This window comes from Bacillus sp. AFS037270, assembly GCF_002585305.1.
The window spans coordinates 71,970-85,233 of the sequence record NZ_NUNF01000026.1 but is presented as its reverse complement, the minus strand read 5'-3'; the positions used below and the strand labels follow the sequence as shown (position 1 = coordinate 85,233).

At 37.2% G+C, this 13,264-nt stretch carries 10 protein-coding genes; 9 read left to right on the top strand and 1 reads right to left on the bottom strand.

From position 1 onward, the window contains the following. Positions 1 to 34: 34 nt before the first annotated feature. From COD92_RS13685 to COD92_RS13675, 3 genes are all read left to right on the top strand, one after another. Entirely contained in the window at positions 35 to 1,558 is a 1,524-nt protein-coding gene (locus COD92_RS13685) for an MATE family efflux transporter (protein WP_098996404.1), read from the top strand. A 36-nt stretch (positions 1,559 to 1,594) separates the two neighbouring features. After that, positions 1,595 to 2,911, top strand: a complete 1,317-nt coding sequence (locus tag COD92_RS13680; protein WP_098996403.1) for a glycosyltransferase family 2 protein — start codon at positions 1,595 to 1,597, stop codon at positions 2,909 to 2,911. 226 nt (positions 2,912 to 3,137) lie between these two features. Then, positions 3,138 to 6,287: an Ig-like domain-containing protein gene (locus COD92_RS13675; protein WP_098996402.1), complete on the top strand. Its 3,150-nt coding sequence runs from the start codon at positions 3,138 to 3,140 to the stop codon at positions 6,285 to 6,287. A gap of 39 nt (positions 6,288 to 6,326) precedes the next feature. Here the strand turns inward: COD92_RS13675 and COD92_RS13670 are convergent, their stop codons facing one another. After that, on the bottom strand, positions 6,327 to 7,331 hold the full coding sequence (locus COD92_RS13670; RefSeq protein ID WP_098530892.1) for an LCP family glycopolymer transferase: 1,005 nt from the start codon (positions 7,329 to 7,331) through the stop codon (positions 6,327 to 6,329). 275 nt (positions 7,332 to 7,606) lie between these two features. On the opposite strand from COD92_RS13670, the gene COD92_RS13665 reads away from it, so the two are divergent. The 6 genes from COD92_RS13665 to rfbC all read left to right on the top strand — a co-directional run bounded on the left by COD92_RS13665 (position 7,607) and on the right by rfbC (position 13,256). Continuing rightward, a complete protein-coding gene (locus COD92_RS13665; protein ID WP_098996401.1) occupies positions 7,607 to 8,392 on the top strand; it encodes a glycosyltransferase family 2 protein in 786 nt (261 codons plus the stop codon). 143 nt (positions 8,393 to 8,535) lie between these two features. Continuing rightward, positions 8,536 to 9,900 carry a hypothetical protein gene (locus COD92_RS13660; protein ID WP_098530894.1) on the top strand — a complete coding sequence of 455 codons (1,365 nt, stop codon included), beginning with the start codon at positions 8,536 to 8,538 and terminating at the stop codon, positions 9,898 to 9,900. Then, positions 9,897 to 10,733, top strand: coding sequence for a glycosyltransferase (locus tag COD92_RS13655; protein WP_098996400.1), 837 nt, complete (start codon positions 9,897 to 9,899; stop codon positions 10,731 to 10,733). The genes COD92_RS13660 and COD92_RS13655 overlap by 4 nt, the downstream gene beginning before the upstream one ends. Before the next feature lie 14 nt (positions 10,734 to 10,747). After that, complete coding sequence (locus COD92_RS13650; protein WP_098530896.1) at positions 10,748 to 11,452, top strand: glycosyltransferase family 2 protein; 705 nt, start codon at positions 10,748 to 10,750, stop codon at positions 11,450 to 11,452. A gap of 349 nt (positions 11,453 to 11,801) precedes the next feature. Beyond that, positions 11,802 to 12,674 carry a glucose-1-phosphate thymidylyltransferase RfbA gene (gene rfbA / locus COD92_RS13645; RefSeq protein WP_098996399.1) on the top strand — a complete coding sequence of 291 codons (873 nt, stop codon included), beginning with the start codon at positions 11,802 to 11,804 and terminating at the stop codon, positions 12,672 to 12,674. Between the two features lie 21 nt (positions 12,675 to 12,695). Further along, positions 12,696 to 13,256, top strand: a complete 561-nt coding sequence (gene rfbC / locus COD92_RS13640; protein WP_098530898.1) for a dTDP-4-dehydrorhamnose 3,5-epimerase — start codon at positions 12,696 to 12,698, stop codon at positions 13,254 to 13,256. Positions 13,257 to 13,264: the final 8 nt, after the last annotated feature.

Here is a 13,264-nt window from a genome sequence, read left to right as displayed (position 1 = left end):
TGGAAAGTCTTTCCCGGGTTTTAAGGAGCATTTCATGAAAGCAAAACGAAGTTTTCTTAACTTATTGGTTGGATTAGGGAGCCAGGTTATTACGATCGTACTTGGGATTTTTATTCCAAGGCTTATATTGGTTCACTTTGGTTCGGAAGTGAATGGGCTATTAACATCCATAACTCAAATTATCGTTTATTTTACATTGTTAGAAGCTGGTGTTGGTGCAGCTTCCTTACAGGCGTTATATAAACCAGTAGCAAATGGTGAAAAGAATAGTATTAATGAAATATTGGCTGCAACGTCAAGCTATTATAAAAAAACAGGGATTGTTTATTTTTTTGCCGTAATCGCACTGGCGATTATTTATCCACTTGTTATTAATTCCAGCATCAATAAAATGACCATCTTGGTGGTTATCTTATTGACAGGTCTTGGTGGAGCAGTTAACTACTATTATCAGGGGAAATATAGAATCCTACTAACAGCTGAAGGTAAAAGTTATATCGTGACTTTGTTCACTACCATCATCACGATTGTAAGTAACTTGGCAAAAATTGTTTTATTATATCTGGGCTATGATATCATCATTGTTCAAGCATCGTTTTTTATTATCACACTGGCTCAGGTTATTGTTTATCATATTTATATTAGCAGGAATTATAAGTGGATTGATTTGCGTGTTAACCCCAATTTCGGCTCTATTTCACAAAAAAACTCCGTATTGGTGCACCAATTTTCATCGTTAATTTTTAATAATACTGATGTGCTCATTTTGACTATTTTTACCAATCTAAAAGTGGTAAGTGTTTATGTGATGTTTAATATGCTTTTTACGATCATTGATAATTTAGTTACTACTGTTAGTGGCAGCATCACCTTTGTTCTTGGACAAACCTTTCACGATAGTAAGGAGAAATTTTTAAAATTGTTTGATGCCTATGAGGTTTACTTTATGGCATTAGTTTTTTCACTTTTTACCGTTACCTATATTTTGGTACTGCCTTTTATGCGTCTATACACAGCGGGGATTCATGATATTAACTATATTGACAAATGGCTCCCAATCTTGTTTGTAGCGATTAAATTATTAGTTTATGCTCGTTCCTCATGCAATAATGTCATAAATATTGCGGGGCATTTTAAAAAAACACAGTATCGGTCCATTTTTGAATCGGCTATTAACTTAGTTGGTTCGTTGCTATTTGTGAATTTATTTGGAATATATGGTGTTTTGCTGGGTACATTATTGGCCGTCTTATACCGTTCAACCGATATCGTGATCTATGCAAATAAAACGATATTAGGACGAAGTCCGTGGCGAACAGCGAAGAGATGGCTGTTTAATGCAATTCTTTTTTTGATTATTATTTTTATTGCTCATTCGATCACTATAAATCCAACATCTTATCTAACGGTGTTCGTTTATGCCGTTATTTTAACAATTATTCTCTCCTTTATTTATTTCTTTACCAATTCCTTACTTGAGAGAGAGACTTATCTTTATTCGAAAAATTTTGTATCAACATTTCTCCAAAAAAGGAAATATAAATTACAAAATCAATGATTTTTCTATCAAATTATCACTTCAGGAGGATTGCTTATGAGCCAGTATGAAAGTTCTAAACATGCTGATTGTTACTCCTTTTTAAATAGCATTATTGAATATATTCAAAGTTCAAAGGTGCAGAAGATTACTTATGAAGATTTAAAAGAAGTTGCAATTGATTTCCTACAAAAGGGACATAGCCAGGATCAGAGTGAGCGTTATGAAACCCTTACACAATTAATTTTCAAATTTATTGATGGCAAAGCCTCTGAAAGTGTATTAAGTTTCTATCTTAAAAGGCAATTTGCTATGGAAGAGTTTACTCTTGATGAAATCATCAATAAGCTAAAACTTGTAATTAGTAAGGACGCTCTGGTTGATCAATCGATAACTTTCGCAGATAACTTTTCATATCCTAAAGTTAGTGTCATTATTACTACCTACAATAGAAAAGAATACCTGCTTCAAGCGATCAATAGTATATTAGCGCAGGATTATCCGAATATCGAAATTATCACCATTGATGATAACTCTAGTGATGGAACAGACTTATTAATGGAGGAACATTTTAAAAATCACCCCCGGATCATTTATATTCGAAAAGAACAAAACTGTGGACCTGGTACAAATCGTCGAGAAGCATTTAAAGCTTATGCAGATGGGGAGTATACCCTATTTTTAGACGATGATGATTATTTAATCGATCCGAATTACATAAGTAAAACAGTAAATTTTCATATGAATCATCCTGAAATTTCTTTTGTAGCAGCTAATGTTTTTCTTGAATATTCATTAAAAGATCTATTAAAAATTTCTGATTTAGGTCTTAGCGAAGTGGTTAATAAATACGACTATTTATTAAATTTTGAAAGGCCAGGTTTTCCTAAGCCATTATCAACTTTAACGACATTATTTAAACGGGACTCACTTATTGAAATGGGTATTTTAAATATGAATATGGTTAATGATGCTTCCATTTATATGCGGGCATTATTAGTAGGGAATGCTGGCTTCATTGATTCGATTGTGGGTGTCTACCGAATCCATGGTAATAATATTACCTTTAACCTTAGTAAAGAATTTATTGTTGAAAATTTAGATGAAAAAACGATTGTTAAAAATATGGCGATCGAACAGTTCGGTTTTAATAAAAAAGATATGGATAAGTGGTTTAATTATACAGTTCATAACACCGTTTCGTATTATCTTGTGAACTCAGCAAGGAATGCTGAGGATTTCAGGTACATGTTTAATTGGACAAAGGAAAATTGTCCATTCATCTATAAAGATTTAAGACAGACCTATCGATTTACTTTATTGAAAAAAAGATTATTAAAATTTCCACTTGTTAAGAAACTTAGAGGGAAATAAATCATCAATATCTATCAAAAAGTCTTCATTAATAAGAAGGCTTTTTTTATGCTTAATGGTCAAATGTTCCTATTTTAATTAATAGTTTCTGTCGTATTTTCTTATACTTTTATGTCAATATTTGTTGATATTTTGTAAAATTTGCCGATTTTAATTGTTTGCAAATCTTTATTCTGATAAAATTTATTCGGTTATGCTTTTAATAGATTAATTGATAGTAGGGGAGATGACGATAATTAAAAGCAAGTTAACTGAATATTTACTGGCAGCATCCTTTTTAACCATCCTATTAATCTTTCATAGCAGTAATGCCTTAGCAGCTGGTGCAGTATTAACTCCTAAAGGATACATTGATGCACCAGCAACCGGAGCTACCCTTAAGGGGATTAGTGTTGTAAAAGGTTGGTTTTTAGATGGAAGCGGTGTGTCAAAGGTTGAGGTTTTAGTAGATGGAAAAACGATCGGCCAAGCACAGTATGGGAGTTCCCGCACGGATGTAGGAATCGCTTATCCGGCCTATCAAAATGCAAACGCTGGATATCAGTATTCTTTAAATACTGCCAATCTACTGAATGGCCAACACACGCTGACAGTCAGGGAGACCGGAAAAAATGGAGCCATGACCGAACTTAAACGTATAGTTAACGTTCAAAATGCCGTTCAGAACACCGTTCAGAATACAGTTCAAAATTTACCTGCAAAAGGTACCATTGATGACCCAAAGAACGGTGCAACGGTGAAGGACAGCACGCTTGTCCGCGGTTGGTTTTTAGATGGAAGCGGTGTATCGAAGGTTGAGGTATTGGTGGATGGAAAAAGTGTCGGACAAGCACAGTATGGATTATCCCGTACAGATGTGTCAAGGGCGTATCCAGCCTATAAAAATGCCAATGCTGGCTACCAATATACCTTAAATACCAAGAATTTATCAAATGGCCAGCACACCCTAACAGTTAGTGAGACCGGAAAAAGTGGGGCGAAGAAGGAAGTTAAAAGCTTATTCACCGTTCAAAACACCGTTCAAACGTTACCTGTCAGAGGTACCATTGATGCACCAGTAAATGGAGCAACGGTTAAAGGCACTACTCTCGTCCGCGGTTGGTTCTTAGATGGAAGCGGTGTGGCTAAAGTGGAAGTCTTGGTAGATGGAAAACTTTTAGCTCAAGCACAGTATGGACTCTCTCGTACAGATGTGGCAAGGGTCTATCCAGCCTATAAAAATACCAACGCTGGCTACCAATATACCTTAGATACCACAAATCTATCAAATGGCCAACACACACTTACTGTCAGAGAGACGGGAAAAAGTGGAGCAAAGCTCGAGCTAAAACGTCTAATTACCGTTCAGAATACCGTTGTAAACATAGTTACACGAGGTGTCATTGACGAGCCAAAGAATGGTTCGACGGTAAGTGGCAGTACTCTAGTTCGCGGTTGGTTCTTAGATGGAAGCGGTGTGTCAAAGGTGGAGGTATTGGTGGATGGAAAAAGCGTCGGTCAGGCACAGTATGGATTATCCCGTACGGACGTGTCAAATGCATATCCAGCCTATAAAAATGACAATTCCGGCTATCAGTATGCCCTAAATACGGTGAATCTTACGAATGGCCAGCACACCCTGACCGTTAGAGAGACAGGGAAGAATGGAGCAATAAAGGAGCTTAAAAGTCTATTTAGTGTCCTTAATTTACCCGTAAGAGGATCTTTAGAATCACCAAAGAATGGTGTGACCATTGAAGGAAATACGCTAGTCAGCGGTTGGTTTTTAGATCAGAGCGGCGTAAGTAAAGTGGAAGTACTGGTAGATGGGATAGTAATCGGTGAAGCAAAGTATGGAGTTTCCCGTTCCGATATTAATCAAGCTTATCCGGATTATCAAAATGTAAACGCTGGATTTCAATATACCCTTAATCCAGAGAACTTAACGCCGGGCCAACATACTCTCACGGTTAGAGAAACAGGGAAAAACGGGCTAAAGACAGAGCTGCAGAGTCAATTTAACATCCAAGGGTTGCCTTCTAAAGGGTCTTTAGATTCACCAAATAGTGGGACTGTATTAAAAGGTAAAGCAATAGTCAGCGGTTGGTTTTTAGATGGTAGCGGAGTAAATAGGATTGAAGTTCTTGTGGACGGAAGCTTAATGGGTGAAGCAGATTACGGCTTAGCACGAACTGATGTCCAATCGGTTTATCCTGAATATAAAAATGCTAACTCCGGATTTCAATATACTCTCAATACGCTCCAGTTAAAGGATGGAGAGCACACCCTATCAGTAAAAGAAACTGGGATTAATGGAGAAACCAGTACCATTACCACCCAGATAACAGTAGGGAATGGAAATCTATATACCATCCTAAACTTAAAAAAGCCGTCTACCATTACGGCTAGTGAGATTGTGGCTTTCTTTGATAAAAAGAATCCAACTAGTCCACTCAAAAGTTATGCCCAAAGTTTCATTAATGCTCAGATTATGTATGGTGTCAATGCACTTTATTTATTAGCCCATACGATTTGGGAAACAGGCTGGGGTGGATCCGATTTAATCACCTATAAACATAACCTATATGGTTATGGGGCCTATGATGTCTGTCCGTTTACGTGTGGTTACTATTTCCCAACGGTACAAGATAGCATTAATAAAGTAGCTTATCAGGTAAGACATGATTATCTCGATGAATCTGGAGCCTACTACAATTCAAGTTATGGTCCTACGTTAACAGGGATGAATGTCAGATACGCTACAGATCAAAATTGGAAAAATGGGATTGCGAACCTGATGGAAAGTATGAAACCATATGACTCTTCGTATTATTGGAATTTGCCTGAGCTCAATGTAACGGCAAGTGCTCCGCCAACATATGGAAGGGATATTCCAGATGGGCAGTTATACCCAACGGATACAATCATTAACTTCCCAAGCGGGATCGTGGCAAAAGTAAATACTTCATCGGTGAACTTAAGGTCATTGCCATATCTCTCGACATCAACGATTATTGGCTCACTTAATTTCAACACGGTTGTTAGCATGGTAGGATATAATACAGATGTATATTATGATCCAACAAGCACCAATTATGATGGTTACCGTTGGTATCGAGTGGCTGCAAATGGCCAGAATGGCTGGTTGAATGGACAAAATGTAACTATTGGTAATTTACTTCAGGTCGACAGCGATGCTGATAATTTACTTGTCCGTAGTAGTGCTTCTACAAGCTCTACTATATTAACCTATGTTGATAGTGAAACGTATCTAAAAGCAGTCACCAACACAAATGGGGACGTAGTTTCACAAAATGGCTGGTATAATGTATATCTTCCTAATTCTACATCGACAGGATGGGTATCTGGAGAGTTTGTAAGTCAAATTACTCATTAAAACAATTAAAAAAAATCCTTTAGNNCTAAAGGATTTTTTTTAATTACTAGAATAAGAATCGATACTTGCTACTGTCTCTTGTCCTAGACCTAGCTGCTCACGTAATTGGTTAGATAGTTCTTGTCGAGTCTCATCGTCTACCAGGTAGTACCAAATTCCATTATTCAGAATCTTACCTTCTCCATCCATTGCAAGACTCTCGATTTTCTCTGCTGCAGGTTTATAGGTTGATTGAATGCCAATCATATCATCGAGAGTAAGGTTGGTTTTTATATTATCTTCGAGTGCCTTTAGAATGTCGTCGTATTTGGTAAGCGTTGAAAAGGACTTTCCTTTTGTAACAATTTTAGAGATAACTTCCTGTTGACGTTGTTGACGCCCAAAATCACCTAGTGGATCTTGATGTCTCATCCTTGCGTACTCAAGAGCCTCAATACCATTTAAATGCTGCGGACCCTTTTTAAGGCTAACGCCATCTAATTCGAATGCGTATTTATTGTTAACATTGATGCCGCCGACCGCATCGACAATGTCTTTAAAGCTTTCCATATTAACCTTGATATAATAGTCAATCGGTATGTTTAAGAAATTCTCTACTGTGTCAATGGTTTCATTAATGCCGCCATAGGCATAAGCAGCGTTAATTTTATCGTATCGTTGTTTATTTGGCTTGTCATTATTGACTAATAAAGTTCTTGTGTCACGTGGAATACTTAACAGTTTAGTAGATTTTGTTTTAGGATTAATTGTCACGACGATCATAGAATCTGTCCGTCCGCTGTCGCCTTTTCGCTCATCAACCCCAACCATTAAAATGGAGATAGGATCAGAATTATTAAATTTAACCTTTGTTTCCCGTTTTGCGGAGATATCCCTTGAAAGTGGTGAAGTCATTTTACTCACGGCCTTGGCTACATTATGGTAAACGCTGTAGGCATAAGTAGCGCCGCCCGCTAAAAGAATGACAAGGAAAAACAATGTTACACGGAACCATTTTACTTTCCTTCTCTTTCCCTGCTTTAGGGTAGATCTAGTTCTGTTCATTTATATAATTCCCTTCTTAAAGGTATTGATGTAAAAAGAAATACTAAGGGATATTATAATATTGAACGGGTATAAGTTCAACAAGAATCAAAAAAATCCTCCATAAAAGTACAAGTTTCGCGATAATGATGCTATAATTTACACTTGGTTAAGTTTAAGGCAAATGAAATTTGTCATTTACTGCTTTGTTTTACCTATGAAACCTATCAGAATGGTTGTTGTACAAGTATTTAGCCTAGACATAAAAATAATGAAATGAAAGTGTGTGAAAACAAGTGTCTAATGCAAAAGTTGCAATCAGTATTGTGACATATAATAGTAAACATATCTTTGACGTTTTAGATAATTTAAAAAAAGAATTTGGGCATGATGAAAATTTTCGCTTCGTGATTTTTGATAATAACTCCAATGAGGATTACAAAGAGCACCTGCGCGAGTATATGGATTTTGCGGAGATTACCTTCTACCATGAAAATAACGGCTTTGGTTTTGGTCATAACTACAATTTGCTGCATGCGGATGAAACGTATTTCTTAGTCTTTAATCCAGACATTGTTTTGGTAAGAGACGATTTACTTAAAATGATAGACATGATGGAAAAAGATTCATCCATTGCTTTATTAGTACCCAAAGTCCTGAACCCTGATGGAAGTGTTCAGCATTTAATGCGGGATCGTGTTTCTGTTTTTGATTATGCGCTCCGCTTTGTCCCTTTTCAATTTGTGAAGGAAATGTTTTCTAAACGATTAGCGTCCTATGAACTTAGAGACATCCCAAATGACCGAGATGTGGAGATCCGAATTGGTTCCGGCTGCTTTATGTTATTAAGAGGTAAGGATTTTAAAGAGGTGGGCGGCTTTGATGAGCGTTACTTTATGTACTTTGAAGATTATGATCTTTGCCTTGAACTAAGAAAACGGAATAGAAGGATTGTGTACACTCCTTTTTCACAAGTGGTCCATTTTTACGAAAGAGGGGCACATAAAAATAAAAAATTGTTTAAAATTTTTATGCAATCTATGTATAAATATTTTAATAAATGGGGATGGAGATTGTTTTAACATCACCTGAATACTTATGGACTGGAAAAATCTTTAAGTATAAATATAGAGATATCTCAAAGAGATTTAGATAAAAATAAAAAAAATGCCAGCACTCTCGGCCGAATATTTTTGGTTCGAGGTAGTAGGAGAGGGAAATTTTCATGAACAAGTTTGAAAAAATTTTGTTGACGATTTTTTTTATTGAAGTATTTGTTGGTGGAGGAGGCAGACTAATTGATTTTGGAGTTTTATCGATTCGTCAAGTCTTGTTCTTACTCCTGATCGCAGTGTTCATCGTTCGCATTATCAAAGAAAAAGCGTTCTTTAATAAAGAAATCAATACATTTCTACGATTCAATCCGGTGACTATCGGAGTCTATTTATTGGTTGGATGGTTTGTGGTTAGTTCTATCATTGGTGTTTTAAATGGACATCCATTAGGAATGATTGTCACTGACTTTTTCAGAGTATCTTATTTTGTGGTCTATTTTCCATTGGCTTATTATATTTCAAAGGAACGGTTCTCCCTTCAGCGGATTATTACGCTATTAAAATATTCTGCACTAGCTGTTGCCCTTTTTACGATTATTATTTCGCTGCTAGGAAAGACCATCTTTGTCGGTGCTGATTTTAAACCATTTTATGACTTTTTAAATCGGGTATTTACGGGGGATTTATTCTTCAGACCAAGTAACAGTGTGTTTTATAAAAGTCACTTTTTTGTGTTAATTGGATTAGTTATTGCCTTAAATGACCTATTCAATAAAAGTAAAAGCAAACTTAGCATTGCGCTGGTTATCTTTGGCTCTGTCTCGGTTCTATGGTCTGAAACGAGAGGGTTTTTATTAGCCTTTATGTTAAGTGTATTTATGATTATCGTGTTGGATGTAAAAGTTCTTGTCGATCCAATTAAGGGGTTAGTAAGCAAGCTTCAGAAACTTGTTCATAATAAGCAATTTATAAAAAAATTCACCATTCTAATTCTTGTGGTAGTGGCTGTTCCCTTTTTGTATAAATATATGACGCTTGAACGTTTTGAAGTGGTTAAGCCTCCTGCATCAAATGTGCAGCCAAATGTGGAGCCAAATCAAGCGGCAGAGGAACAGGAGCCTGAAGTTAATGATATAAGTGTTAATAATCGGCTTGAATTTATTATTGCTTCTAAAGACATATTAGTTCATCCTGCCAACCTTGTTTTTGGGTCAGGCTATGGAACAGAAGTAGCAGGAAGAATTACTGGGTTAGAAATGAGTTTCCTTGATATTTTAGTGGAACAAGGATTGATCGGGCTTGGTATCTGGGTGTTCTTATTTTTCATTGTTTACTTTAATTACTATATTGCTTATAAAAAGGGGCATAAATTAACCTCGCTTGAGATTTCATTATTGTCGGCTTTTATGGGCGTGTTATTATTAACAAACATTAATCCCTTTATCAATAATCCAATTGGAATCAGCTTTTTTATTGTTCTTTTAATTGCTTCTCAGCAAAAAAGGGACTTAACTAAAAATGAGGTAATCGAATGAAATTAACGGCTGTCATGGTTCTCTATAAACAAGCTGTTGAAGAGAGCAAAACATACCAAACGTTAAAAGAGACTTTCCTTTCAAAAAAGGATTTTCCACATGAATTGGATTTAATTATTTACGATAATAGTCCAGAAAAGCAGATAGAAACTTCTTTTGAGCAAGAAGAGGTGCACATTCAGTACATTCATGACCCTCGTAATTTAGGGATCGCTGTTGCTTACAATTTTGCCTGGTCTATCGCAGCTCAAAACGGCAGTGACTGGCTGCTCCTGTTGGATCACGACACCCAATTAACGAGTGAGTATGTTCAGGAAATTAGTAACCTACCGGTATTAGATAGTAATGTTGCTGCAGTAGTACCAAAGATCACAAGTAACGGAACGATGATCTCTCCTGTTTATAGTCGTTATCTTCGTCCATTAAAGGGGGAACAGCCGCCAGCAGGGCTGCAAAGTGAACCGGTCATGGCGATTAACTCAGGTTCTCTCATTAGGGTGGAATTTTTAAAGCAGCTTGGCGGATTTAATGGAGATTTCAGGTTAGACTATCTCGATCATTGGCTATTCCATGAAATTTATGCAAAGCATCATAAGATCTGGGTATTAAATGTGGTCCTTGATCATGAATTATCCGTAATGGATTATAGACAGGTTTCGTTAGCACGATATAAAAGTATTTTAGACTCAGAGATCCACTTTTATAAAAATTATAAAAAGGACCTTTATTCCTCCTATCGAAAAAAGCTGGTGATGAGATTTATGAAACAGGTATTACTGGTGAAAAATAAAAAAATTGCCATGTATACGTTAAACAGGCTCTTGAATAGGTAAAGGAGATCATTGATATGTTATCGGTTTGTATGGCGACCTATAATGGTGAACAATTTGTCATCAGGCAGCTAGACAGCGTCCTAAAACAGCTAAATCGTCAGGATGAAGTGATTGTTGTTGATGATGGATCAAAAGACAATACGGTCCAGGTGATTAAGAATCACTTTGGTGACCTGGTTCAGGTTTATGTAAATGAAAGCAATTTAGGTCCTATTAAAAGCTTTGAAAAGGCGATATCTTTGGCAAAGGGAGATATCCTTTTTCTATGTGACCAGGATGATGTGTGGGAAGACAATAAAGTAGAAAGTGTTTTAGCGGCCTTTGAGGAACAGCGGGCTGACCTGGTTCTGCACGATGCCTATGTTGTAGATGGGAGTTTACAAATCATTAACCCATCGTGGAATGATTTTAATCGTAACAACATAAACCAAGGAATATTTGGGAATATTTTAAAAAACGCCTATACCGGGGCATTTATGGCTTTTAAAAAAGAGCTAGTTCCATTGATTCTGCCATTTCCAAAAGAGATTGAAATGCATGATCAATGGATTGCCCTTGTGTGTATGTTAAAAAAGAAGAAAATCGTCTTTCTCGATACTCCGCTCGTCAAATATGTCCGTCACGGCGGCAATGTAACCGGGATGAAGAAACGGCCGCTTATGACGCAATTAAAAGGTCGATTACGTACCCTTTCGGCGATTGCTGGTTACAAACGTTAAAACGACCTCGAACATTGTCCAGCTCCAGCGCCTAGGGGCTCGGGGTCAAAAGCTTATCCAGTTGCGGCTCCTTGGGACTCGAGTCATAAGCCACCCCCTGAAGAAGGCAAAAAGCGCCTTCTTGCAGGGTGTGTCTTAGCCTAGAGTCCCAAAACAGTCGCCTCCACATTTAGGTCAATCCGTCAAGAAGGCTCGTCTTAAGCCTGTCGCCCGTGAACAAGGCGCTTCCGCTTTCTGTTAAGTTTTTGTTACATTTTAGTGAGGGTTATTCTTTTTATTTGGCCTTTCTTTATAATGGGGAAGGAGCATTTTTGGCGGAATATGTAGAATAAAGTGAGGAGTTGTAAAAATGAAAGGTATTATTCTGGCAGGTGGGAGCGGGACGAGACTTTACCCGTTAACAAAAGTCGTCTCGAAACAATTATTACCTGTATATGACAAACCAATGATTTATTATCCTTTATCTGTATTAATGTTAGCTGGCATTAAGGATATCTTGATCATATCAACACCAGAGGATATTGCCCGTTTTGAACAAATCTTAGGTGATGGTTCCGATTTAGGAATGAACTTTACATATAAAATCCAACCGCATCCAGGCGGCTTGGCACAAGCCTTTATTTTAGGTGATGAATTTATTGGCGATGATAACGTTGCTTTAGTGCTTGGCGATAATATTTTCTATGGACACGGTTTAACCGACCTATTAAGAAAGGCAGCTGCACGTGAAACAGGAGCGACTGTATTTGGCTACTATGTGAACGATCCAGAACGTTTCGGCGTCGTGGAATTTGATGACGATGGTAAGGCTGTCTCGATTGAAGAAAAGCCTGAAATCCCGAAATCCAATTACGCTGTTACAGGTCTTTATTTTTATGATAACCGTGTTGTTAATATTGCTAAGAGCATTCAGCCATCCCCGCGCGGTGAGTTAGAAATTACCGATATCAATAAAGCTTATTTAGAAATGGGCGAATTAAGTGTTGAACTCTTAGGTCGCGGTTATGCCTGGTTAGATACAGGTACACATGCTTCCCTTTTAGAAGCATCTCAATTTATCGAAACGGTTGAAAAAAGACAGTCCTTAAAAATTGCCTGTCTGGAAGAAATCGCATATAAAATGGGGTATATTTCGAAAGAAAAGCTGGTTGAGCTTGCTGAACCTTTAAAGAAAAATCAATACGGTCAATATTTGCTTAAAATTGCAAGTCAAGGTAAGTAAATCGTAAGTGAGGTAATGAAAATGAATGTTATCGAAACGAAAATTTCCGGTGTAAAAATCCTTGAACCAAAGGTTTTTGGCGACCATCGCGGTTATTTTATGGAAAGCTATAATCAAGAATTATTTGAGGGTCTAGGTTTGCATTATGACTTTGTTCAGGACAACCAATCCTTGTCCGCACCTGTAGGCACGTTACGAGGTCTGCATTTTCAATTAAATCCAAAGGCCCAAACAAAAGTAGTCCGCTGTGTAACAGGTGCTATTTATGATGTAGCAGTTGATATTCGTAAGGGCTCCCCTACATATGGAGAGTGGGTTGGGGTAATCTTAAGTGAACATAACAAGCGTCAGCTTTTAGTGCCGAAAGGCTTTGCACATGGTTTTTGTACATTGGTTCCTGACACCACCGTCGCTTACAAAGTCGATGAGTACTACTCACCTGAACATGACGGCGGCATCCTTTGGAATGACCCAGAGTTAGCTATTGATTGGCCGACAACTAACCCAATTCTCTCTGAAAAAGATACTAAGCATCCAACCTTGAGAGAAGCAAGCCATCTTAATTTTGTGTTTGAAGAATAGGAGGACCC